18 protein-coding genes are annotated in these 22,972 nt (G+C 60.3%); 7 read left to right on the forward strand and 11 right to left on the reverse strand.

The annotated features are described in order from the left end of the window. Window position 1: 1 nt before the first annotated feature. Genes ABGM91_RS06515 through ABGM91_RS06525 form a run of 3 tightly spaced genes read right to left on the reverse strand, consistent with a single transcriptional unit; the run spans window position 2 to window position 2,636 of the window. Window positions 2–772 (reverse strand): ABC transporter ATP-binding protein, encoded by a 771-nt coding sequence (locus ABGM91_RS06515; protein ID WP_215427408.1) that lies wholly within the window; start codon window positions 770–772, stop codon window positions 2–4. Next, on the reverse strand, window positions 769–1,581 hold the full coding sequence (gene cbiQ / locus ABGM91_RS06520) for a cobalt ECF transporter T component CbiQ (RefSeq protein WP_354830664.1): 813 nt from the start codon (window positions 1,579–1,581) through the stop codon (window positions 769–771). Before cbiQ ends, ABGM91_RS06515 begins: the two co-directional genes overlap by 4 nt. 8 nt (window positions 1,582–1,589) lie before the next feature. Beyond that, window positions 1,590–2,636 carry an energy-coupling factor ABC transporter permease gene (locus ABGM91_RS06525; protein WP_354830666.1) on the reverse strand — a complete coding sequence of 349 codons (1,047 nt, stop codon included), beginning with the start codon at window positions 2,634–2,636 and terminating at the stop codon, window positions 1,590–1,592. Window positions 2,637–2,926: 290 nt separating this feature from the next. On the opposite strand from ABGM91_RS06525, the gene ABGM91_RS06530 reads away from it, so the two are divergent. After that, complete coding sequence (locus ABGM91_RS06530) at window positions 2,927–3,211, forward strand: hypothetical protein (protein WP_215427402.1); 285 nt, start codon at window positions 2,927–2,929, stop codon at window positions 3,209–3,211. Window positions 3,212–3,281: 70 nt separating this feature from the next. Here the strand turns inward: ABGM91_RS06530 and ABGM91_RS06535 are convergent, their stop codons facing one another. The 4 genes from ABGM91_RS06535 to rplI all read right to left on the reverse strand — a co-directional run bounded on the left by ABGM91_RS06535 (window position 3,282) and on the right by rplI (window position 6,179). Further along, complete coding sequence (locus tag ABGM91_RS06535; RefSeq protein ID WP_354830669.1) at window positions 3,282–3,536, reverse strand: lipocalin family protein; 255 nt, start codon at window positions 3,534–3,536, stop codon at window positions 3,282–3,284. Between the two features lie 64 nt (window positions 3,537–3,600). Continuing rightward, entirely contained in the window at window positions 3,601–4,494 is an 894-nt protein-coding gene (gene argB, locus ABGM91_RS06540) for an acetylglutamate kinase (RefSeq protein ID WP_215427398.1), read from the reverse strand. Window positions 4,495–4,558: 64 nt separating this feature from the next. Continuing rightward, window positions 4,559–5,551 (reverse strand): magnesium transporter CorA family protein, encoded by a 993-nt coding sequence (locus ABGM91_RS06545; protein WP_215427396.1) that lies wholly within the window; start codon window positions 5,549–5,551, stop codon window positions 4,559–4,561. Between the two features lie 172 nt (window positions 5,552–5,723). Then, window positions 5,724–6,179 carry a 50S ribosomal protein L9 gene (rplI, locus tag ABGM91_RS06550; RefSeq protein ID WP_215427394.1) on the reverse strand — a complete coding sequence of 152 codons (456 nt, stop codon included), beginning with the start codon at window positions 6,177–6,179 and terminating at the stop codon, window positions 5,724–5,726. 245 nt (window positions 6,180–6,424) lie between these two features. On the opposite strand from rplI, the gene purH reads away from it, so the two are divergent. The 3 genes from purH to acpS are packed head-to-tail and all read left to right on the forward strand — an operon-like array spanning window position 6,425 to window position 9,190. Next, on the forward strand, window positions 6,425–7,972 hold the full coding sequence (gene purH / locus ABGM91_RS06555; protein WP_215427392.1) for a bifunctional phosphoribosylaminoimidazolecarboxamide formyltransferase/IMP cyclohydrolase: 1,548 nt from the start codon (window positions 6,425–6,427) through the stop codon (window positions 7,970–7,972). A 39-nt stretch (window positions 7,973–8,011) separates the two neighbouring features. After that, window positions 8,012–8,752: a pyridoxine 5'-phosphate synthase gene (locus ABGM91_RS06560; protein ID WP_354830673.1), complete on the forward strand. Its 741-nt coding sequence runs from the start codon at window positions 8,012–8,014 to the stop codon at window positions 8,750–8,752. 36 nt (window positions 8,753–8,788) lie between these two features. Further along, entirely contained in the window at window positions 8,789–9,190 is a 402-nt protein-coding gene (gene acpS, locus ABGM91_RS06565) for a holo-ACP synthase (RefSeq protein WP_354830676.1), read from the forward strand. Window positions 9,191–9,327: 137 nt separating this feature from the next. Here acpS and ABGM91_RS06570 read toward each other — a convergent pair whose 3' ends face one another. The 3 genes from ABGM91_RS06570 to ABGM91_RS06580 all read right to left on the reverse strand — a co-directional run bounded on the left by ABGM91_RS06570 (window position 9,328) and on the right by ABGM91_RS06580 (window position 16,357). Beyond that, complete coding sequence (locus ABGM91_RS06570) at window positions 9,328–10,398, reverse strand: hypothetical protein (RefSeq protein WP_354830678.1); 1,071 nt, start codon at window positions 10,396–10,398, stop codon at window positions 9,328–9,330. Between the two features lie 2 nt (window positions 10,399–10,400). Then, window positions 10,401–13,808, reverse strand: a complete 3,408-nt coding sequence (locus ABGM91_RS06575) for an alpha-amylase family protein (protein ID WP_354830681.1) — start codon at window positions 13,806–13,808, stop codon at window positions 10,401–10,403. Between the two features lie 722 nt (window positions 13,809–14,530). Further along, window positions 14,531–16,357, reverse strand: a complete 1,827-nt coding sequence (locus tag ABGM91_RS06580; RefSeq protein WP_215427380.1) for a phosphoenolpyruvate carboxykinase (GTP) — start codon at window positions 16,355–16,357, stop codon at window positions 14,531–14,533. A 252-nt stretch (window positions 16,358–16,609) separates the two neighbouring features. On the opposite strand from ABGM91_RS06580, the gene ABGM91_RS06585 reads away from it, so the two are divergent. From ABGM91_RS06585 to ABGM91_RS06595, 3 genes are all read left to right on the forward strand, one after another. Continuing rightward, window positions 16,610–17,281 carry an N-acetylmuramoyl-L-alanine amidase gene (locus ABGM91_RS06585; protein WP_215427378.1) on the forward strand — a complete coding sequence of 224 codons (672 nt, stop codon included), beginning with the start codon at window positions 16,610–16,612 and terminating at the stop codon, window positions 17,279–17,281. 49 nt (window positions 17,282–17,330) lie between these two features. Then, window positions 17,331–19,397: an ATP-dependent DNA helicase RecG gene (gene recG / locus ABGM91_RS06590; protein ID WP_354830683.1), complete on the forward strand. Its 2,067-nt coding sequence runs from the start codon at window positions 17,331–17,333 to the stop codon at window positions 19,395–19,397. Between the two features lie 138 nt (window positions 19,398–19,535). Then, complete coding sequence (locus ABGM91_RS06595; RefSeq protein WP_290565625.1) at window positions 19,536–19,979, forward strand: hypothetical protein; 444 nt, start codon at window positions 19,536–19,538, stop codon at window positions 19,977–19,979. Window positions 19,980–20,082: 103 nt separating this feature from the next. On the opposite strand, the gene ABGM91_RS06600 is transcribed toward ABGM91_RS06595, so the two are convergent. Continuing rightward, window positions 20,083–22,938 (reverse strand): 4Fe-4S dicluster domain-containing protein, encoded by a 2,856-nt coding sequence (locus tag ABGM91_RS06600; RefSeq protein WP_354830686.1) that lies wholly within the window; start codon window positions 22,936–22,938, stop codon window positions 20,083–20,085. Window positions 22,939–22,972: the final 34 nt, after the last annotated feature.

The raw sequence follows: 22,972 nt of genomic DNA on the forward strand, positions 1-22,972 counted from the left end.
CTTAAAGCTGGCCGGAGTTTTCCCGCTCCCTGCCGTACTGCATCAGGCGGTAGCTGAGGGGCTGTTCCAGGCGCGCCTCCTCCAGCAGGGCGCAGTCCGCAAAGATGTCCGGAACGGGGGCGTCCGCCAGAATGGCGCCGTCCTTCATCACGATGCAGCGCGTGCACAGGTCCATGACCATGTCCAGGTCGTGGGTGGCGATGATCTTGGTATGGGAGAACTGGCGCAGCAGGCTGATGAGCGTGCGGCGGGAGGCGGGGTCCAGGTTCGCGCTGGGCTCGTCCAGCACCAGGATGTCCGGACTCATGGAAAGGACGGTGGCGATGGAGACGGCGCGCTTTTCCCCGCCGGAAAGATGATGGGTCATTTTATCCGCCAGAGCTTCCGCATGGACGTCCCGCAGGGCCTGCCGCACGCGGCGGTCCACTTCTTCCGGGGGGAGGCCCATATTGAGGGGGCCGAAGGCCACGTCTTCCCGGACCGTGGGCATGAAAAGCTGGTCGTCCGCCTGCTGGAACACCATCCCCACGCTCTCCCGGACGCGGGCGGCGGTCCTGGGAGTTACGGGTATGTCTCCCACCCTCACCTGGCCGGAGGAGGGCTCCAGCAGGCCGTTGAGATGCAGGAGCAGGGTGGATTTTCCCGCTCCGTTCCCGCCCACGACGGCAACGGATTCCCCGTGGGTGATGCGCAGGGAGACGCGGTTCAGCGCCGGAGGGGAATCCGGGTAGCTGAAGCACAGGTCAATGGTTTCTACAAGGTGGTGGCTCATGAGAGGAGGCCGCGGGCGCACTGGCCCGCCAGCATGGTGACGTTAAAACAGCGGAAGAGGATGACGAGGGCACAGAAGAGGAGGCCGCCCGCTATGCCGCGCCAGGTGATAACGCCGGGGGCGCTGACGAATTGCGGGTCTTCCCCGCCCCGGCACAGGACGGCCTGGTAGATGCGTTCCGCGCGCCCGAAGGTGCGCAGCAGGAGCTGGCCGGTCATGGCCCCCCAGGTGGAGAGGGGGACGGAACCGGAGCCGCCCCGCCGGGAACGGAACGCCATCAGCATGTTCTGGAATTCATCCATCAGGATGAAGGCGTACCGGTACAGGAAGGCCAGCAGCGTGATCAGGATGCGCGGCACGCCAAGCTGCCTTAAGCCGCGGCACAGCGGGGCGAAGCCCGTGGCGGCCAGCAGCGTGAAGGCCCCCAGGATGGTGAGCATGCACCGCAGGATGATGGAGATGAAGGAGATCATGCCCCGGGTGACGGGAATGCCGAACCATTCCCCTGCGGGCGTCCTGTCCACCAGCGGATTGAAGATGCCTATCATGATGGCGACGGGCAGCAGCCACAGGGTGCGTTTCAGCAGGTATCCCAGGGGCAGCCCCGCCATGCGGATGACGCAGACCGGGAACAGGAAGAAGGGCAGCAGCCCCGTGATTTCCTGAGGAGGCCAGGAGAGCACGCAGATTTGAAAAACGAGGAAGGCCCCGATTTTGATGCGGGCGTCCAGACGGTGGAAGCCGGTGTTTCCGCAGGAAAACCGGTCCATCTGGCGGAAGTGCCGCGCGGCGTCCGTGAACAGGGCCATGGGGAGGGTCAGCGGGGGCAGTGGCCGTGCGGTTTTTTGCCGAACAGGAAGCCGGCGCCGAAGATGACGGCCGCAATGATGACGCTCCCCAGAATGCCGGCCAGGCTCGTTTCAGGGTTGACGATGGAGGAGGTTTCCCCCGTTTCCCCGGCGGAGGCCGTTTGCTCCGCGGCGGGAAGGGCGTAATCCGGCATAATGGCGGTGGATTCCTGCACGGATTCCAGGCTGCGGTGGAGGGAGGAAGGTTCCGCCAGAGTGGTTTCCTCCGATCCGGTGACGCCGGCCACGGACCATTCCAGGCCGTCCGGATAGGCGGAGGCGAACCAGGAGAGGGCCGCCCCGCAGAGCAGGGCCGCTACCGCAAAGATGCCCAGGACGGTGAAGGAGGCTTTTTTAACCGGGCCCGTTTCCAGGTCCGCCGGGCGCAGCAGGGAGGGCTGGGCCTTGCTGATGAAGATGACGATGGCCGCCGTGGCAAGCCCTTCCACAATGCCGATCGCCAGATGGATGGGCAGCATCAGTTCCACGAACTGGGCGAAGGGCAGCGCGGAAATGCCGGAGGCCGTCGTTTCCAGGACTACGGAGAAGGCGCCCAGCAGAAGACCGATGACGGCGGCGGTGATGCTGGCGAGCGTGATGCGCCCCGTGCCGGGAGTTTTCCCGGCCAGAGGCCTGTAAATGAAGGGATAGGCCACCAGGCAGGAGAAGAAGCCCAGGTTGAAGATGTTGCAGCCCAGGGCCAGCAGGCCGCCGTCCGCAAAGAAAAGAGCCTGCACCGCCAGGATGGCCGCCATGACCAGGAACCCGGCGTACGGCCCCAGCAGAACTGCGAGAATGAGCCCGCCACCCAGATGACCGCTGGACCCGGTGCCGGGAATGGTGAAGTTCAGCATCTGGCAGGCAAAGATGAAGGCCCCCAGCACGCCCATGAGCGGGACAAGCCGCACTTCCTTTTCCTGCCTGACCTTGCGCGCGCAGAGCGTCGTGATGGCCGCGGAAGCCGCCAACATGGTGCAGCCTACCGCCGGTGAGATGAAGCCGTCCGCCATATGCATGATGTTTGTGTCTTTCTATTGGATGAAGTGAAGTATTGGTAAAGGCCCGGACCGGGCAGATTGACGCCACTTTAGCATAAACACCGCCAGGCCGAAGAAGGAAATGCGTTCCGGGAAGAAGTATTTTTCTGCCCCGCCAGGGCTTTTTCCGGCGGTGGGACGGGAGGGGGTTATTCCCGGGAATGGCGGCTTTCCATGGGCAGGGGGAGCGTGTTCCGTCCGGGCAGGGCCGGGAACATGGACGGATCGGGCGTGATGCGGTCCGGCCCGTGATTTGCTAGACGGGACCCATGATGAATTTTTCCATAGCTAAGTGCTTGTTTTCCATAGGCGGATGTTCGACGATCCTGGGCAATATTTCCGTGGATGGGGCTGTTTCCTCCGCCGGGGCCATCGGCGGCCTGGGCGTTTTGACGATTGCCGTGAATTATACGCTGAACCTGCTCAAGAAAAAGGATGAGCAGTTGATGGCGAAGGACGCCCGCATTGAGGCCCTGATGGACCGCCTGATTGACAAATGCCCGAATTGCGAGCTGGCGAAGGCGGCCAACAAATCCCTGCTGGAGGAGGAATAGGAGGGGCGTGCCGCTTATTGCTCCACGCACCGGGGCGTGCGCGTATAGGCCTCCCGGTTTCCGTCCGTGTTCAGGATGAGCGTGGTTTTGCTGAGACGGTCAATGGTGGAGGCCGTGGTGAAGACGGAGGAATTTCGTTGCCTGTGCTTTTTCCCGTCAGGGTCAGCCGGTTGCCGTCCAGGCGCCAGCCCGTGTAAAGGAGCGTGTGCATGTTGATGGAGCTGGCGCGACCGTCCGGCATGAGCGCCATGCCCTGGATGTGCTGCGGCTGTTCGGGAACGGGCTGGGTCCAGCAGCCGGAAAGGCTGGCGGCGGACGGCTTCACGGAGCAGGAAGCCGCCAGCAGGGAAAGAGCCGGAAGAAGGAGGAAGAGGCGAATGGCCGGGCAGTTAACGCTGTTCTCTGATGACCTCCGTGCCGATGCCGTCCGGGGTGAAGATTTCCAGCAGCAGGGTGTGGGGCAGGCGCCCGTCAATGAAGTGCACCTTGCGCACGCCCGCGTTCAGGGCGTCAATGGCGGAATGGATTTTGGGAATCATGCCGCCGGAAACGGTGCCGTCTTCAATCAGGTCCAGGGCTTCCGTGCGGGTAACTGATTTGATGAGGGTGGAAGGGTCTGAGGGGTCCTTCATGATGCCGGGCACGTCGGAAATGTAGATGAGCTTGACGGGCTTGAGTTCCTTGGCGAGAGCCGCCGCAGCCAGGTCCGCGTTTACGTTGAGCGGCTTGTGGGTGCCCAGCTCCTTGGCTAGCGGGGAGACGATGGGGGTGATCTGGAGTTTCAGGGCTTCCGTGATGCGTTCCGTCAGGCAGCCGATGACGTTGCCCACTTCCCCGATGTCCACGGGGCTGCCCTGTTCGTCCTTTTCCTGGATTCGCTCTCCCACGAAGATTTCCGTGCCGGGAATGCCCACGCCCTTGCCGCCGTAGTCACGGAACATCTGGACCAGGCCGGGATTGATGGTTCCGGAGAGGGTGCGTTCCACGATGGAGATGGCTTCCGGCGTCGTGACGCGCAGCCCGTTGACGAAGCGGGCTTCCAGCCCGGCTTCCGCCATGGCCTTGGAGATGGCCTTGCCTCCGCCGTGCACGATCACGGGGTTGAAGCCCAGAGCTTCCAGCAGGACGATGTCCCGCATGAGCTTTTTGACCAGGCGGGCGTCGTCCATGGCGCTGCCGCCGAATTTGATGAGAAACGTCTTGTCCCGGTAGGCCTGGAGGTAGGGCAGTGCGCCGACGATGACGGAGGCCTGTTCAATCAGGCGGGTGATTTTGGAGTCCATGTCAGTAATGAAACGTAGGAATGGTTAAGAGAGAAAGAGGGTGGGAATCCGCGGGAGGGGCCGTTCAAAGCAGGCGCCTGTTCCTGAAATAAACCAGGGGAAGAATGATGGAAACGAGCATGACCGCCAGGGAGATGTAATAACCGTATTCGTTTTCCAGGCCGGGCATGTGGGAGAAGTTCATCCCGTAAATGCTGGCGATGAGGGTGGGGGGCATGAAGACCACGGCCGCCACGGTGAAGATTTTCACGATTTCGTTCTGCTCAATGTTGATGAGGCCCAGAACGGCGTCCAGCATGAAGTTTACGTTGCTGGAAAGGAAGTTGGCGTATTCCGAGAGGGAGGTGACGTCGCGGCTCAGCGGGCGGAGCTTGATGTACAGGGTGGAGTTGGTGTCGTCCAGGGCTTCCTCATTGCTGGCGTACGTGAGCAGGCGCAGAAGGTTTACCAGGCAGTCCCGCTGGCGGGTGAGCAGGTCGCCCACGCGTCCCAGGTCCTGGAGGATGAGGCGCAGGGCGCTGGAGACGGGGGCGCGCTTGCCGCCCTTGCCTTCCGGTTCGTCCCTGCGGAAGATGTTTTTGGAAAGGCGGTCCAGTTCCGCGCCGAAGCGTTCCAGCACGTCCGCCTGGCGGTCCACGATGGTTTCCAGCAGGCCGGTGAAAACCTGGTCCCGGCTGATCTGCTTCTGGCGCAGGAGCTGGTGGGAGAAGACGCGGAAGGAGTAGGAGTCCGAATGGCGGATGGTGATGATCTTGGCCCCCATGAGGACGAAGGTGATTTCCGACAGGGAGGGGGATTCCGTGTCCACGCGGCTGAGCACCGTAGTGGTCATGAAGCGGGCGCCGTCCTCCGTGTACAGGCGGCTGGTGGCCTCAATTTCCCGCATCTCGTCGTAGGTGGGCATTTCCAGCCCGCAGAGGCGTTCCACAAATTTGATTTCCGCCGGTTCCGGGGTAAGGAGGTCAATCCAGAAGACGGAGTCCAAGTTCTGTTCCGCCGCATCCACCTGGGTGGTGCGCTCAATGCCTTCCGGGGTTTGACGATAAAGTCGAATCATGCCGTTAATGTCGGTTAGGGGGTGGAACGATTCCGTGCATGATGTCGAGTGACACCCAACGCGGGTATGATGCCTTGTTTATACAGGGAAGGAAAGTAAAAAGGGTGACAAAAAAGAGGCCCGGTTCCCAAGGTGGGAACCGGGCCTGCCGGAAAAAAGGGATGTGCGCCGCTTAGGCGTTTTCCTTGACGACCACCTTGAGCGTGGCTTCCACCTGGGGATGCACCTTGATGGCAACTTCGTGTTCGCCTTCGCTCTTGATCGGCTTTTCAAGCTCAATCGCGCGGCGGTCCACTTCCACTCCCTGAGCGGTCAGGGCGTCATGAATGTTCTGGTTGGTGATGGCGCCGAACGCCTTGCCGCCCTGGCCCACTTCAAGGACGAGGTCCACCGTCAGTCCGTTGATCTTAGCGGCCACTTCCTGGGCGGCGCTGAGTTCTTCCGCTTCGCGCTTGGCGCGGGCGGCCTGAAGATTGGCGATGAAACGGCGGTTGGAGGCCGTTGCTTCGTGGGCCAGACCCTGAGGAATGAGGTAGTTGCGGCCATAGCCAGCCTTAACGGTCACCAGGTCGGCTTCCGCGCCGAGTCCTTCAATTTTTGTTGCGAGAATTACTTCCATCGTTGCCATGGCTAAAAAGAAATGGTTATTTGTGAGCGGTTGAAGTAGTAAGTATTGGCCCGAATGTCAAGACAAGAGCGATAAAAAGGGTGTTTTTTTATGTTTTGGAAGGAAAAAATCCCCCCGGCTGTCATGATAGGTGACATTGCGCTTGCTTCACGCGGCGGTAGTATGTAGGGAAAGGAACCGCATTTATCGCGTTCGCTCCCAGAGAGGAGGGTCCGCCCGCGGATACATTACAGATATTTGATTTTATGGCTATTCAGCGCGCATTGATATCCGTTTCCGACAAGACCGGCCTGGAGGAGTTTGCCAAGGGCCTGCACGAGTTTGGAGTAGAGCTTATTTCCACCGGCGGCACCGCCGCTTTCCTGAAAGGCCTGGGCCTTCCGGTGATTGAAATTTCCGACTATACCGGAGAGCCGGAATTGTTTGAGGGACGCCTGAAGACGCTCCATCCCATGGTGCACGGAGGCCTGCTGCACCGCCGCGACAATGAGGAGCATGTACGCCAGGCGAAGGAAAACGGCATCAAGCCCATTGACCTGGTCTGCGTGAACCTGTACCCCTTTGAGGAAACCGTCGCCAAGCCCGGCGTCACGCTGGAGGAAGCCATTGAAAAGATTGACATCGGCGGGCCGTCCATGCTCCGCTCCGCCTCCAAGAACTACGCCTCCGTCACGGTGGTCTCCGATCCCGCGGACTATCCCCGCATTCTGGATGAAATGCAGACGCACAAGGGAGACACGACTCTGAAAACCCGTGAAAACCTGGCGGTGAAGGTGTTCATGCGCACGTCCAATTACGACAACGCCATCACCAACTACCTGGGCCACCAGAGCGCGGAGAGCACCAAGGGAAGCTTCTGCATCTGCGCGCCCCTGTACCAGGAACTGCGCTACGGGGACAACCCCCACCAGGAATCCAGCCTGTACGGCAATTTCGGCGATATTTTCCACCAGCTCCAGGGCAAGGAGCTTTCCTACACGAACGTGCTGGACATTGAAGGCGCCGCCGAGCTGATTACCCAGTTCCGCCGCCCGACGGTGGGCATCCTGAAGCACACGAACCCCTGCGGCGTGGGCCAGGACGACGAAGACCTGCGCAACGCCTGGCAGAAGGCTTTTGAAACGGACACGCAGGCCCCCTTCGGCGGCGTGATCGTGGTCAACCGCCCGATGACGGAAGGCCTGGCCCGCGTGCTGAGCGCCATTTTCACGGATGTGATCATCGCCCCGGAATACGACGCGGAAGCCCGCGCCATTCTTCAGAAAAAGAAGAACTGCCGCATCATTCGCATGAACACGGAAGCCTGGATGAAGGCCCGCCTGGAACCCATCATCCGCTCCGCTCCCGGCGGCTTCATGACCATGAAGCGGGATACGGACGTGATGGGCCTGGACAACCTGGAAGCCAAGGTGGTGACCAAGCGTCCCCCGACGGAAGAAGAACTTACCGCCATGCGCTTCAACTGGCGCGTCGTGAAGCAGGTGCACTCCAACGCCATCGTCTTTGGCGGCACGGACCGCACGCTGGGCATCGGCGCCGGGCAGATGAGCCGCGTGGACTCCGCCCGCATTGCCGTCTGGAAGGCCGGACAGGCCGGACTGGACCTGAAGGGCAGCGTGGTGGCGTCAGACGCCATGTTCCCGTTTGCGGACGGCCTCCAGGTAGCCATTGACGCCGGGGCCACCGCCTGCATCCAGCCCGGCGGTTCCATCCGGGACGAGGAAGTGATCGCCGCCGCGGACGCCGCGGGCATCGCCATGGTGTTCACGGGCCACCGCCATTTCCTCCATTAATTTGAATGATCGGCCCCGTCCCCTTGTCTTAAAACCGATATGTTGCTAGGTGTAAATATAGACCACATCGCCACGCTAAGGCAGGCCCGCTATGCGACCATGCTTGATTCCTTCAACGTGGAGCCGAGCGTTTTGGACGCCGCCTATGCGGCGCAAAGGGGCGGGGCGGATTCCATCACCCTCCACGTCCGGGGCGACCGCCGCCACATGCAGGACACGGACGCCCTGAGCGTCCGGGAAAGCGTGGCTCTTCCGCTGAACCTGGAAATGGGGAATACCCCGGGGATGGTGGACTTTGCCCTCCGGTTAAAGCCGGACTATGTGTGCATGGTTCCGGAAAAGCGGGAGGAAATCACTACGGAAGGCGGGCTGGACGCCGTCTTTCATGAAAAGGAACTGGCCCCGACCATGGCAAGAATGGCGGACAACGGCATTCAGGTGAGCCTGTTCATTGATCCGGAGCTGGCCCAGGTGGACGCCGCCGCCCGTCTGGGCGCGCCCATGATTGAGCTGCATACCGGATGCTTCGCCAACCATGCCGGAAAGGAACGCACGGCGGAACTGGCCCGGCTGAAACGCGCCGCGGAACAGGCCCACTCCCTGGGAATCCAGGTGAATGCGGGCCATGGCATCAACTACCAGAATCTGGAACAGTTGATGGCCGGCGTGCCTTACCTGCATGAGCTGAACATCGGCCATACGATCGTAGCCCGCGCCCTCTTTGTGGGGATGGAGCAGGCCGTGAGGGAAATGCGCCAGGCGATCGACCGCCTGAGCTGATGCTTCCGTTTCAACGCTAACCCCGGTTGCAGGAACATGAGCCGCATTGCAGGATTGGGAATGGACCTGGTTGACCTGGAACGCGTGCGCCAGGCCCTCCAGAAAAACGGGGAGGCCTTTGCCCTGCGCATCTGCACCCCGGATGAATGGGCCTACTGCCGGATGCATGCGGACCCCGTGCCGCGCCTGGCGGCCCGTTTTGCGGCCAAGGAGGCCGTGGCGAAGGCGCTGGGTACAGGCATTGGGGAAAAATGCTCTTTCACGGAGGTGGAAGTGGTGCGCAATGATGCGGGCTCTCCCTCCATCCTGCTGCACGGCACTGCCGGGGTGACGGCCCGGGAGCAGGGCATCACGGGCTGGTTGCTGAGCATGACCCACTCCCCCCATAGCGCCGCCGCCACCGTCATCGCTCTTGCGGAAGCTCCGGAATTTTCCTGACGCTTCAGAAGCGCTGCAAGCCTTTGCTGCATCCGGGACCGTTTTCCCTGCGCCAAAGCCGGCCGAACATAATCCGGTCCTGCGCCCCGGAAATTTTTACCGGATACCTTACCAGCGGGCCGGCGGACACGGTGTTCCTACAGGTTTTCAAGATTCTTCCTGATGATCTCCATATTCAGCTTGCGGAGGGCGCCCAGAATTTCAAAGCTTGGCGCTTCGGCAAAATCGGTTTCCAGCTCGTTCATTTTCTTCTCGTAGTCCGCCACAGAACCGCCGTCCCTTTTCAGGATGGAGATATTTTCCCGGGTGTTATCCGCAAGCTCGGAAAACGCCTTCCGGTCGGGGGCCGGGTTCCAATCAATGGATTTCAGGAAGCTTTCCACTTCCGGAACCGTCACGTTGAAGAATTCCGGACGGACCTCTTCCGGTTTCCGGTCTTTAAAATAACTGATGGCAAAGCTGAAGCTGTCCGACTCCGGCTTCAGCTCAAATTTGATGTCATCTCCATGAATCCGGATCTGCCGGAGGGATTCTTTTTCAAAAACGATGAAAGTGCCGAATTCCTTGTAAGCATAACGGTTGAAGTTCATCACCCCGTTTCCCCCGGTCGTTTTCGTCAGAATCCAGTCCGGCTTTCCGCATGGCTTTGCCCCGGCTCCTTCTTTCAGAGCGTATTGTGACTCCAGTTCCGGCTTTCCGTAACCGTGAACAGGCGATGCCCATACTTCATTCAGTTGTCCGGGATAAGCGACCTTGACGAACAGCCAGTCCGGACGGTCCTTGAACTGCGCTATCCTGACGTCCAGAACACTATTTTCCGGACGGAACGTGAAGACAGCCATTTCCATCCGGCCGTTTTCCACGGTGTCAATTTTTTCCGCCACTTTCCGGTCCAGCAGCGTTTTGCCGTCCCTGCCAATCACGGCAAGGAAATTGACGGGGCTCCAGCTCCCGGGAGTATTGGGGTTTCTCCAGTATTCGATGCCGAATCTGAAATCCCCCCATTCCTGCTGAATGGGCTTGTTGTCATTGGGATGGGTAACGGTGTGGTAATTGATCTTTCCATTGCCAAGGTTGACGGTATGGCGGGTCACAAGGACGGCAGTTCCCTTGCGGTCAAGTTGTTCTTCTTTCTTTTCAATGAAAGGGGCGGCGTACAGCAGTGTGCTGCACAATCCGGCCAGTACGGTCAGGGCGAGTTTCTGCATGATTATTTTACCTCTATTTCGTGTTGAGTGTTCAAGCCTGTAGCTGCATCTTCAATGGAGATGCGGTAGATGCCGGGCAGGTCGTTGAAGGCGAAATCCAGCGGGTATTCCGTCTTGCCGTAGATGGTTTTGCTGCGGTGCAGCATTTCCTTGCCGTCCGGGGCCGTTACCGTAATACGGTACGCGCGCTCCCGGGGATTGGCCGGTCCGGAAATTTTAAGCAGGGCACGGGTTCCTTTTGCCGCCTGGGCCGGAGCGGTTACCACGGGCGGCTGCTGCTCCCGGTCAAACAGGGCAAAGCAGCGGAACGGCGCTTCAGAGAATTTAAAGGCAAGCCGGTCTGATTTCCCGACCAGTCCCTTGCGGCATTCATAGATGTATTTTTCTTTCGGCAACTTGGCGGTGAATGATTTGCCGAGGTCCTTTTCCTGGCCGAGGGCGCCCAGAAGTTCGAATTCTCCGGCCTTCCGGGGACGGACCATCAGGGTGTCGCTGAAATCGGGAATCACGGCCGGAGGACGGATGCCCACGCTCTTTACTACCTGGTCAAGGAACGCGTTCAGAGAGGAGCCGGGACGGAAATTATTTTCCAGAACGGAGAGCGAGGCATTCAGCAGGATGGCATTTCCTTTGCCGGCCTTGTGGAGCCGCAGGCCCGGATTACCGTGGACTGCATGCGCCTTTTCTCCCGCCAGGGCCAGGGCGCCGCTTGTGCTCTCATAGGGTTGGATTTCGAGCTCTTTCGCCTGGTCGAACGTCAGGTCTCCGAAAAGTTCGCTCAAGGGGTTATGGGGGCGTTTTTTCAGGTTTTCGTTCAAGAGCGCAATATTGGCGTCCGCCAGTACGGTGCCGCCGGATTTGACGAAATCCAGAATGGCCGCGCACTCTTTGTCGCTCAGAGAGGACGTTCCGCAAAGGAAGAGGAGCCGGGCGTTCTTCAGGCGTTCCAGGGTGTTGGGAGAGACGAAATTGAAGCCCAGTCCGCGCTGGTAGCAATACCGGAGCAGCGGATTCATGCTGGCGTCCGGGTTGACGCAGCGGTTGTCCGCCTGGGCGGCAGATTTGGAGGAGTGGCTGTAGTAGAAGAGAATGCCGGTATCCGGAAACGGCGTTTTGATCAGGAGCTGCGCGAGGCCGTAATTCAGGTCATCGAGGTAGGGCATGTACTGGCGCAGGTATGCCGCCTCGGAGAGGTCGCCGGAATGGCTGGTTTCTCCCAGGGCGGGGTTGATCAGGAACCAGGCGTGGCCGTTGATCGCTCCCTGGAGCAGGTGTTCCCAAAGTTTGTACGGATAAGATGAACGTTCCGAGCAATAGCCGCCCCACCAGATGGTCCGGACCCGGTCCGCCCCGAATGCGCGCAGCGCCTCGTTCTCCTGCATGCCGCTGTAAGGGCCCCAGAAGTCCAGCCCTTTAATCATTTCTTCAAGATTGCCGGGAGGCGAGCCTTCCGCGCCTACCCGGGCTCCGGGATGAACCTTTTTGATTTCCGCCGCCAGGAAGTGATGCATGTCCACGTACATTTTTTCAATGTATTCCCGGTGGTCGTTGTAGGCGACCAGGTTTCCTTCTTTTTTGGCCTCGTCCAGCCGGAGGTGGGGCACTTCACTGAAGCCGGCGTAGGAGGCGCCGTATTCAAGGTTCAGGTTTTCAATGGTCTGGTACTTCCTCCGCAGGAAATCGGCGAACGGCTGTTTATCCGACTCTCCGAATCCGGCGTCGTAGGTGTAAAAATTCTCGTCGCCCAGGTTGTACAGCACAGGGCTCAGGTCTTTCAGGTATTCTGCCTGGCGCCGCAGATCGTCGGCCCAAAGCTTCCGGACCAATGGGTGGTAGAACGATTCGTCGCCGTTCAACGTACCCAGCCGCTCCATATTTTCTTTCTGTTCCGACCATAGCTTGCGCAATATCCTGGTTTCATTGTTTGGTCCGGCTTCCATCCCGATCCGGCAAATATACGGGCACAGTTTTTCGTTCCGCAGGGTGTTTTCAATATCTCCCTTGCTGAAAAATTGCAGCGATACGTTCCAGCCGAGGCGGTCGATAATCCTCTCCCCGAAGGCGGGGTTGAAGGTGCAGCCAACCTGCCCCCAGGTAAGCTGGAGGTAATCCTCCAGAGAATAGTCCGGGAAAATCACCGGTTTTTCCGCATGCGCCGCGTGGCCCCGGGCATCGTAAACGGTACAGCGCAGATAACCGCCGATGGTCGGCATCCGGTAATCTTCAAGGTCAAATGGGAACTCTTTCTTTCCGGCCTCCAAAGGAAATGTTTTGCTGAACCATACATTGCGGTAGGGGGCGTCCATCAGCTCCACTTTGACGGAGTAACCGTTCTGCGCGGGCGAAGCCAGTTTCAGCGTGCCGGAAAAGGGGCCGCGGTTCTGCACCAGCCTGGGCGCTTCCACCGATACGGCCCCGAAAGCGGATTCCACCGTAAAGGGAAAGGCGCCGAAGTTGACCAGCGCGCCATTCCGGCGGACCAATACGTCTGCGGTATATCTGCCCGCCGGAAGGTTCGTGAAATCAAGGCTGTTCCGGATGACGGAATTATCCGTCTGCCGGATACGGCCCTCCACAATGGTTTTCTCCGGAGAGGCCACGGCAAATTTGCCGCTGTCCTGCCGCACTGAAAATGCCGGCAGTTCCACTCCGCTGGCGTAATAGAGCACCTGGGCCAGAAAAGCCTGCGACGTTTCATAGAGAAAGAGCCAGTCCGTGGTGTAGTCAAAATACGGCGTCAGCCCCACTCCTGCCCGGTAGCCCGCGCCATAATCGACTTCGACGATCCGGCCATGGCCGAACTGCCAGGCGTTGAAGATACGTGATTCAAAATTTTCCGGCCTGGTTCCGGGCAGGCCGTTGCTTCCGGCAACCCATTCAGGCCGGGGCAATGGCCTGGCGTACGGTTTTTTATAAGGCAGTTTCCTAAGTTCCACCCAAGGTTCACTGGATTGAATCCGGACCAGGCCGGTTCCGTTCCGCACCATCGTCATCAGGCGGAATTTCTGCTCGTCCGGCAGGATTGAAAAATCAACGTTCGCCATGACCACCAGGTCATAATCCTTCGCCAGCTTGGCGGCCAGCTCCTGATGTTTGTCGGCGGTGCCCAGCCCCGCAATCGGATTGCTGTAAATATCATCCGCTCCGATGCTCTTTTCGCTGGCTGTGAGAACCACTTCATATTCAAAGCCCGGGAAACGCTGGACCAGCTCAATGACCTCGCGCGAGGCCGTCTGCTGCATGATAAAAAGTATGTTCTTATGGGGGAGCTCACCTTTTTCATCCCATGCGGCATGGGGCGTTTTCAGGGTCATTCCGGCCTCATTCATGTAAGTGCCGTCCAGTTTGCCGAATACGGGAGTAAGAAGGCCCGTCAGCAGGATGCAGAGCCATAGCGGTAACCGTTTCATCAGTTGGTGATCTTTCTTTTTAAATTAATTCAGGCTTTCTTCCAGGGCAATTTTCCATTTGAGCGCCCGGCAGCGTTCTTTCAGGACGTAAAGGCGCCTTAATCCGCTGACCGTGGTTTTTTCTTTCTCCGGGACGTTGCATTCAGATACCGGACATTTCCGCTTTGGCGGCCAGGCCGCCGGCTATTTGTATTGTTATCCATCTTAAGCCAGGCATTACTCAAGCCGTCCCAGATAAATCCGGAGTTGATAAGTGAGCGCAGCATCATACCGGGAATGGCTTCCCAACATATGCCGCGGCTATAAAAAACCATGAAACACACGGCTGAACCTATTCCCTACTATACCCGTTTTCCCATTTCTTTCTTTCAGAAAACCCTAAATAAACATAATGTTTCAAGTCCAAATAGAGCTGCAAACCCAAAAAATGCTGAATATTATATTCAGGCGGAAAACGATTTTATTTTTTCTGTTCCTATCATCTCATTGCAGCTCTTTACGCCTTTTCATTCGCCCCGCCCCGATAGATAGAAAGACATGGCTACCTGCCATCTTTTAATGGGAAGCCGATAACGGGCAGAGATTTTTGACCATGCCGTGTGAGCGGGCCTGCCGCGGTCCCTAAGTGCATGTTGAGAAGATGGGTGGAATGAAAAAGAGGCTGTCCCGTTCATGGGACAGCCTCTGCTGTTGAGTTGACGCTCAGTCAGGAGTTTCTCTGCTTAGGAGAAGCTCTTGATGAGGATCTGGCGCTGTTCTTCCAGTTCGGCCGGGAGCTTCTTGCCCACCTTGTCGAACAGTTCGGTCTGGCTTTCCAGTTCAGCCTGCCATTCGCTCGGGTTGAGAGCCATGTTGGCGTTGAACTGTTCTTCGCTGTAGTCCAGGCCGGTCTTGTCCAGTTCGGCATAGGTCGGGGAGACGCCCAGCACGGTCTTCTGGCCTTCCGTCTTGCCCTTGGCGCGGCGGAGGATCCAGTCGAGAACGCGCATGTTGTCGCCAAAGCCCGGCCAGATGAAGTTGCCGTCCTTGTCCTTGCGGAACCAGTTCACGTTGAAGATCAGCGGAGGATTGGCCACGGTCTTGCCCATGTCCAGCCAGTGCTGCCAGTAGTCGCCCACGTTGTAGCCGATGAAGGGAAGCATGGCCATCGGGTCGCGGCGGACCTGGCCGATGTTACCGAAGGCGGCGGCGGTCATTTCGGAGCCCATCGTAGCGCCGACGTATACGCCGTGCGTCCAGTCGCGGGACTGGAAGACGAGGGGCATGGTGGTGGCGCGGCGGCCGCCGAACAGGATCGCGGAGAGGGAAACGCCTTCCGGGTTCTGCCATTCGGGGTCGATCGTCGGGCACTGGGCGGCGGGAGCGGTGAAGCGGGCGTTCGGGTGAGCGCACTTGCGGCCGCAGTCCGGGGTCCAGTCATTGCCCTGCCAGTCGATGGCGTGGGCGGGAGCGGGGCCGTCCATGCCTTCCCACCAGACGTCGCCGTCGTCCGTCAGGCCCACGTTGGTGAAGATGACGTTTTCCTTGATGGTGTCCATGGCGATCGGGTTCGTCTTGTAGGACGTGCCGGGAGCCACGCCGAAGTAGCCGTTTTCCGGGTTGATGGCGTGGAAGGTGCCGTCTTCATGGGGCCAGATCCAGGCGATGTCGTCACCGATGATGGATGTCTTCCAGCCGGCTTCGCGGTAGGAAGCGGGGGGAACGAGCATGGCCAGGTTGGTCTTGCCGCAGGCGGACGGGAATGCGCCGCCGACATAGGCCTTCGTGCCGTCCGGGGATTCAATGCCCAGGAGGAGCATGTGTTCAGCCATCCACTTGTTCTTGCGGGCGATGGCGGAGGCGATGCGCAGGGCCAGGCACTTCTTGCCGAGCAGGGCGTTGCCGCCGTAACCGGAACCGAAGGACCAGATTTCTTCCGTTTCCGGGAAGTGGCAGATGTATTTTTCTTCATTGCAGGGCCACGGCACGTCGATCTGGCCGTCTGCAAGCGGGGCGCCCACGGTGTGGAGGCAGGGAACGAAGGTTCCGTAGCCGTCGCGCTTCGGGTTGCCGCCGCCCTTGACTTCGTCTTCCAGGCGCTTGAGAACCTGTGCGCCCATCTTGGTCATGATGCGCATGTTGACCACGACGTAGGGGGAGTCCGTGATTTCAATGCCGATCTTGGCCAGGGGGGAGTCCAGGGGACCCATGCAGAAGGGAATCACGTACATGGTACGGCCCTTCATGCAGCCCTTGAAGAAGCCCTTCAGCTTGGTCTTCATTTCGGCGGGGTCGGCCCAGTGGTTGGTCGGGCCGGCGTCTTCTTCCTTCTCGCTGCAGATGAACGTGCGGTCTTCCACACGGGCCACATCGGAGGGGGTGGAACGGGCGAGGAAGCATCCGGGGCGCTTCTCGGGGTTCAGTTTGATAAAGGTGCCCTTTTCAACCATCATGTTGCAAAGCTCATCATTTTCTTCCTGAGAGCCGTTGCACCAATAGATGGAGTCGGGTTGGCAAAGCTGGGCGATTTCTTCGACCCACTTCTTAGCTGCTTCGTGAGTGGTACTCATGGTGCAAATAGTGTATGCACGGAAATGGGCGTTGGCAAGTCTCCCGTGCGGCTTTTTGCGGGGCCGTTTTGTTTCTCCGGGAGGGAAAATCCGGTGCAGGGGAAGGCGTTGCCCGGAATACGGGGCGCTCCGGGCGGGACCGTTCCCGGGGCCCTGTTTTTTCCCTGTTGCCGTGTTCCCGTAAGCAGAAAAAAGGCTGTTTTGACTGGAAATCTGCTTGCCAGCTCGCGCGTGATAGTCTAGGGAAGAATCATGAATGTTAGAAAGTTGATGGCAAATGCGGTGATTCTGGTGCTGCCGGCCCTGCTGGCGGCGTGTTCGGATGCCTCGCGGCCGCCCGCCGTCAGCTTCAAGATTCAGAACGCTCCCCCCGTGCCGCGCACCATGTCCCAGATGTCCCGGGAGGTGCATATCAGCCGTGATTTCATGTCCCCGCGTTCCCGCCCGCGCCGTGCGGCCCGTTCCATGCGTCCGCGCTTCATCACCATCCACAGCACGGCCAATCCCACGGGAGACGCCGCGGCGCACGCCCGGGCGCTGAAAAGGGGGGCCATGGGCTCCCTGAACTGGCATTTTACGGTGGACCAGTACCGGGCCATCCAGCATATTCCGCTGAATGAGACGGGGCGGCATGCGGACCGCGGCGGCCCCGGGGACATGTATTCCATCGGGATTGAAATGGGCGAGGTAAGAAGCCACAACCCCATCGTCACCTGGAACCGCTCCGCCAAGCTGACGGCCGTGCTGATGAAGCAGTACAACATCCCCCTCCGCAATGTAGTGCCCCATTATTACTGGACGGGCAAGAACTGTCCGGCCCCGCTGCTGACCAACGGGCGTCCGGGGCATAAGTGGAGCTGGTTCGTTTCCCGCGTGGATTACTACAGGCGCTGCCTGGAAACCCGTCCCGCCGCGGCGCTCTGACGGAGGCGCGCGCATCATGATGCGATCTGTGAGGAATACGCCTGGACCCATGGCCGGAGAGCTGCTTTTGACATCTCCCCTGGAGGAGTGCGCCTTCATCCGCCCCAGGGAGCTGGCGGCCATGCAGGCCGCGGGAATGGCCACCGTGCGGGATTTGCTGTTCACGCTGCCGCGCAGGTATGAGGACCGCCGCATGTTTGACCATTATGATTCTCTGTCTTCCGGCGCGCCCGTTTGCCTGAGGGGGCGCGTGGTGGACGTGGGCTGGAAAGGCTGGGGAGGGAAGGGCGGCAAGGGCCGCGGGCGTTATGTGGAAGCCGTGCTGGAGGATGAGCAGTCCCTGGGGCGCGCTCGTTTTTCCTGCCTGTGGTTCAGCATGCCGGGCGTGGCCAGGATGCTGTGCGCCGGGCAGGAGATGATCGTGTATGGACGCATGAAGCTGTACGGGAAGAAGCTGAGCATCGTCCATCCGGATTTTGAACTCATCCGGGAGGGGGATGACCAGTCCATCCACTTGAACCGCATTGTTCCCGTATACAGCGGCCGCATGGGGATTGCCGTGCGCAGGCTGCGGGAAATCGTCTGGGAGGCTCTATCCTGTCTTTCCCCCGCGCCGGAACCGGAGGTTTACGAGTTTGTGCCGGACATCCCGTGCAAGACGGCGCTGAAGGACCTTCATTTTCCGGAATCCGTGGAGGCGCGGGACCGGACCAGAAGGCGTTTTGCGCTGGAAGAATGCCTGGCCCAGCAATTGAACGTGGCTTACCGGAGACGGCGCGCTGAGGCGGTGCCCGGCATGCGGACCGCAGGGTCCAGCCATCTGGTGAAGGACCTGGCGGATTCCCTGCCGTTTGAGCTGACGGAAGCCCAGAAGCGCTGCGTGAGGGAGATTTACCGGGACATGAAGGCCCCGCACTCCATGAACCGCCTGCTCCAGGGGGATGTGGGGTCCGGAAAGACGCTGGTGGCCCTGTGCGCGATGCTGCTGGCCGTGGAGCACGGATATTCCGCCGTGATGATGGCCCCCACCCAGATTCTGGCGGAGCAGCATTATTTGAAGTTCCGCCAGATGCTGGACAAGCTGGACGTTCCCGTGTCCCTGGTGACGGCGGACAGGAAGGAGGAATCCCACGTGGCGTTCGGGAACCAGGGAGGAATTGTCGTGGGCACGCACGCGCTGCTGTACGGGAAAAACGTTCCGGAACGTGTGGGGCTGGTCGTGATTGACGAACAGCACAAATTCGGCGTGAACCAGCGGGAAAAGCTGATTGACCGGGAAGAGCGGCCGGACGTACTGGTGATGACCGCCACCCCCATTCCGCGCACGCTGACGCTGACTTTTTACGGGGATCTGGACGTCTCCATCCTGGACGGCGTTCCCGGGGGCCGCGGCCCCGTGGTGACGGCCATCCGCACGGAGAAGGACAAGGGGAAGGTGGTTGCGTTCGTTCGGAGCCAGCTGGAGGAGGGAAGGCAAATTTACGTGGTTTCCCCCCTCATTGACGGGGAGGAATCCCGGAAAGGGAAGGCCGTGACGAAGGAGCTGGACGAATGGAAGGCGCTTCTGCCCCAGGTGGATGTGGGGCTGCTGCACGGGAGGATGTCCTCTGAAGAAAAGGAGGCCGTGATGAAGGATTTCCGCGCCAACCGCATCAGCGTGCTGGTGGCCACTACGGTGGTGGAAGTGGGGGTGGATGTGCCGAACGCCACGGTGATGATTATCAACAATGCGGAAAGCTTTGGCCTTTCCCAGCTGCACCAGCTCCGCGGGCGCATTGGCCGCGGAGCGCATAAGTCCTACTGCATCCTGATGACGGAGGCCCTGCCGGAAGATGAACAGTGGGAGAAACTGCGCATTGTGGAAACCACGGCCAACGGGTTTGACCTGGCGGAGCAGGATTTGAAGCTTCGCGGCCCCGGCGACGTGCTGGGGACCTCCCAGAGCGGCCTGAAGGGCGTACGCTTTGAGGAATGGCTGCTGGATGCGCGCCTGATCCACCGCGGGCGGGAGCTGGCGGAGGCCATTCTGGCGGAAGACCCCGATCTGGAATCCGCCAAGTACCGCCCGCTCCGTTTTCTACTGGAAAACGGGGAGGAAAGGCGTGTAACGGGATAATATTGTTTGCTTGTGGCCTGCTGACAGTCAGCCGGTAGGAAGTGTATGACAGATACGGCGTGCAACGGTTTCTGTCTTGGAATGAATCTAAAGAGGCAAAGAGGATGACTCTTCTTTAACCCGAACACCGATAAAACAATGATTCAAACGTACCAAATACTCCCCGTGGTGGCCATCGTATGCTCCGCCTCCGCTCTTGCCCAGAACGCTGCCGATCCCGTGCAGATGGTTAAGCAGAATATCGACCTCATTTCTTCCGCCAACAAGGTTCTGGACGACGTGAAGGACAATGCGGCGGTTGCCATCGCCATCAAGCAGATCAATGCGCTGACCGAGCAGGCCAAGCAGCTGGACAAGGCCATGGAAAAGATGAAGCTCAATTCCGAACAGGCCATTAAAATCACCAAGATGAACGGCGATGCCCAGGATACCATCGTGGACATGCTGGAAAACTGCGAACGCATTCAGAAGGACAAGCTCATGACCCCCGCTCTGCTCAAGGCCGTGAACAACTTCGCTGACGCCGCCAACATTGAAGTGGTGGAAACGATCACGTCCGTGGAACAAATTGTGGAAGACTAAGTGATCAGTTTGTAAAAACCTTTGACTGGTAAGGCCGTCCTTGGAAAAGGACGGCCTTATTCTTTGGCGGAGCGGATGTTTTAATGAATCCACCTCCGGGGGCTTACTCTTCCATGGCGGGGTTCGGGTTGCGCGCCGGGGCCAGGTAGCCGGTGCCGGGTTCCGTCCCCAGGGTGGGCAGCAGGTCCATATGGCGCGGCAGGGATTTGGCGCGGAAGACGGCGGAGGACGTATCCAGCACGTTTCCGAAGGTGATGGCGCCCATCGGGCACGCCAGCTGGCAGGCGGTCTGCGCCGCGCCGTCCGGCAGGAGCAGGTCCTTCTCCGTCACCCGGACGGAGGTGGAGGGCTGCCCCGGGTGCTCCTTCATCAGGCGGGATTTATGCCGGATTTTGGCGCGTTCCACCATCTGGACACAGTAGGTGCATTTTTCCATGACGCCGCGGGAGCGGACAGTCACGTTCGGATTGCGCTGGAGGCGGGTGGCTTCCTCAGACGCCTTCGCATAGTCAAAAAAGTTGAAGCGGCGCGCCTTGTACGGGCAGTTGGTGGCGCAGTACCGGGTGCCCCAGCACCGTGCGTACACCATGGCGTTCAGCCCTTCCGTGGTGTGGACGGTGGCGTTTACGGGGCATACGGACTCGCACGGGGCCTTGCCGCACTGCTGGCAGGCCACGGGAATGGCGGTAAGGGCCCCCTCCTCCGTGAAATACCTGTCAAGGCGTATCCAGTCCAGCGCGCGGCCCTTCGCCATCTGGTCACGGCCCACCACGGGAATGTTATTCTCCGCCCGGCAGGCAATCATGCAGGCGTTGCAGCCGATGCAGCGCGAGGTGTCAATCGCCATTTTCCATTGATAAACGGTATCTGCGCCGGGAGAAGTGAACGGGGCTGAAGCCGGGGCCGTCCCGGCTGTGAAGGGGGAGGGCCGGACCACCGGGCTTTGAATGGCCTCCGTACGGTCCGGAAGGCCGCGCAGGACAACCTGGTCCGGTGAAATTCCGCAGCCGTGCGCCTGGTTCACCTGCGTGCGGAGTTCATACCCGTTGGAATTCCGCTGGCCTTCCGCCACGTGGTTCATGCCGCCGTACCCCAGTGGTAGCACCAGCAGATTTTCCGCCACTCCGGGAATGGGGCACAGGATCACTTCCATCCGCCCTGCGGGGGCCGTGATGGTACAGAGCATGGGGCCGGACCCCGCGCCGCCCAGCCGGCGGAAGGTGGCGGGGGAAACCTGTGCGGAAGCCGCCCAGCTGACGCCCGTGACGGGGTCCGGGCATTCCTGCATCCAGGCGTTGCGCTTCCAGCGGCCGTCCCCGATGGTGTAATCCGGGCAAAATTGCAGTTCCAGCAGTCCGCTCCCCGGCGCGTCCGCATGGGGGCGGGCCTCCGTAACGGACACATCCGGCGTGATGGCTGCGAAAGCGGATTCTTCCTGTGGGGAGAGGGGGGGGTACGCCGTTTCGTCCGAATAGCCGCGCTGGAGTGCCTCTGTCCAGGCGGCGGTCTTGTTCTCCGGATTCACGGCACGTTCAAAGCATTTGCGCGCCCGGTGGTAAACGGGGGAAAGATGGGTGGGTGAATTGTCCGCCGTGATGAGCTGCCCCCTGGTGGAAAGCAGGCCGGAAAGCACTTCCTCCGGGGAAATTCCGCCATACAGGGGAAGGATGACGGGCTGGCGGTAGCAGAATCTCCCTCGGCGGTCCCTTTCCACTCCCCAGGCTTCCAGGGGGTGGGCCGCCGGCAGGTGCCACCGGCAGGCGCGGGAAGTTTCATCCTCATACATGCCCAGGTGGATGCTTTCCGTTCCGTTCAGGGCCTCCGCCAGTGCGGGGCCATGCCCGGAATCCAGCACGGGATTTCCCGAATCCAGCAGGAAAACGATGTCCACCTTTTTCTGGCGGATGTCCCGGATGAAATCCCCCAGCGTGCCGTGGGGCACGGAGGCCGGAGCCTCCAAAAGCTGGATGCAGGTTCCGATGGCGCCCAGGAGGCGGTTGAGCTTCCAGACCCACCCGGAAAGCTCCGGATGGTTATCCCCCAGCAGGACCAGGCTTTCTCCGGGATGGCTGTATAAATCATCCCCGCAGTGGCGGAGCCACGCGAATTCCCGTTCCGTCAGGGAGGCAGGGATACGTGGGGCGGCCTGGGGGGAGAATTTTCTGCTGGCGACGTAGTGGAACAGCTCCTCCGTAAAAACCGCCAGACGGGCGGGAGAAACAGGCAGCCTGTGGTCGGCATGGGCCCCGGTCAGGGAAACGCGGCCCTCCGCGGCGTAAAGGCGCGTGCGGTTCCGGTTCTCCTCCTTGTAATGGAGGCCCTCCGGAGAACGGGCGGCGATGAAGTCACGGGTGTTGCCGTAAGGATTTTCATGCAGAAAATCGCAGTCCAGGGCAAGGATGCGCTTGGCGCGGGTGAACCGGACGCGGAACCGCACTTCCTCCGGCAGGCCTGCCTGCATGGCGGAGCCGGGAGCGGGAACGGGGGAGTCATGGTAAATCCGGATGCCGGGGTTTTTCCTGGTGATTTCCTCCAGCATGGAGCGCACCAGGGGGGAATCCGTTCCGGGAAGAAGAAGGCCCATCTTGCCGCCGTCCCGAAGATTGCGGGACCAGGAGGAAAAGGCGCCGCGGAACTCGTCCCCGGAGGCCGGCTTGCCATGGAACAGGATGTGCTTGCTGCGGCCCGGATCGTAAAGGTCCAGAATGGAGGCCTGGGCTGTGGCTGACAGGCCCGGACCCTCCGGATATGGCAGGGAGGGAAGCAGCTTGACGGGGCGCCCTTCATAGCAGGCGGCCAGGACGGGACGGGCGCTTCCCCCCATGGTCAGGCAGGTGGCGTAAGCCGTCTCCACGCCGGGAACGGACCACTCCGGCCCTTCGTTATAGGGAACCAGGTACTTCTCCACGCGGCGGCAGGCGGGCAGCCCCACCCCCACCAGGGCGGCACCCGCTCCCATCCATTTCATAAAGGAACGGCGCGTCATCTCCCGC

The organism is Akkermansia muciniphila, assembly GCF_040616545.1.
GTDB lineage: Bacteria > Verrucomicrobiota > Verrucomicrobiia > Verrucomicrobiales > Akkermansiaceae > Akkermansia > Akkermansia muciniphila_E.

Excerpts from the sequence above, each read along its gene's own strand:
- ABGM91_RS06515 (WP_215427408.1), bottom strand. The coding sequence starts at position 772 with ATGAGCCACCACCTTGTAGAAACCATTGACCTGTGCTTCAGCTACCCG.
- cbiQ (WP_354830664.1), bottom strand. The coding sequence starts at position 1,581 with ATGGCCCTGTTCACGGACGCCGCGCGGCACTTCCGCCAGATGGACCGG.
- ABGM91_RS06525 (WP_354830666.1), bottom strand. The coding sequence starts at position 2,636 with ATGCATATGGCGGACGGCTTCATCTCACCGGCGGTAGGCTGCACCATG.
- ABGM91_RS06530 (WP_215427402.1), top strand. The coding sequence starts at position 2,927 with ATGATGAATTTTTCCATAGCTAAGTGCTTGTTTTCCATAGGCGGATGT.
- argB (WP_215427398.1), bottom strand. The coding sequence starts at position 4,494 with ATGGACTCCAAAATCACCCGCCTGATTGAACAGGCCTCCGTCATCGTC.
- ABGM91_RS06545 (WP_215427396.1), bottom strand. The coding sequence starts at position 5,551 with ATGATTCGACTTTATCGTCAAACCCCGGAAGGCATTGAGCGCACCACC.
- rplI (WP_215427394.1), bottom strand. The coding sequence starts at position 6,179 with ATGGCAACGATGGAAGTAATTCTCGCAACAAAAATTGAAGGACTCGGC.
- purH (WP_215427392.1), top strand. The coding sequence starts at position 6,425 with ATGGCTATTCAGCGCGCATTGATATCCGTTTCCGACAAGACCGGCCTG.
- ABGM91_RS06560 (WP_354830673.1), top strand. The coding sequence starts at position 8,012 with ATGTTGCTAGGTGTAAATATAGACCACATCGCCACGCTAAGGCAGGCC.
- acpS (WP_354830676.1), top strand. The coding sequence starts at position 8,789 with ATGAGCCGCATTGCAGGATTGGGAATGGACCTGGTTGACCTGGAACGC.
- ABGM91_RS06570 (WP_354830678.1), bottom strand. The coding sequence starts at position 10,398 with ATGCAGAAACTCGCCCTGACCGTACTGGCCGGATTGTGCAGCACACTG.
- ABGM91_RS06575 (WP_354830681.1), bottom strand. The coding sequence starts at position 13,808 with ATGAAACGGTTACCGCTATGGCTCTGCATCCTGCTGACGGGCCTTCTT.
- ABGM91_RS06580 (WP_215427380.1), bottom strand. The coding sequence starts at position 16,357 with ATGAGTACCACTCACGAAGCAGCTAAGAAGTGGGTCGAAGAAATCGCC.
- ABGM91_RS06585 (WP_215427378.1), top strand. The coding sequence starts at position 16,610 with ATGAATGTTAGAAAGTTGATGGCAAATGCGGTGATTCTGGTGCTGCCG.
- recG (WP_354830683.1), top strand. The coding sequence starts at position 17,331 with ATGGCCGGAGAGCTGCTTTTGACATCTCCCCTGGAGGAGTGCGCCTTC.
- ABGM91_RS06595 (WP_290565625.1), top strand. The coding sequence starts at position 19,536 with ATGATTCAAACGTACCAAATACTCCCCGTGGTGGCCATCGTATGCTCC.
- ABGM91_RS06600 (WP_354830686.1), bottom strand. The coding sequence starts at position 22,938 with ATGGGAGCGGGTGCCGCCCTGGTGGGGGTGGGGCTGCCCGCCTGCCGC.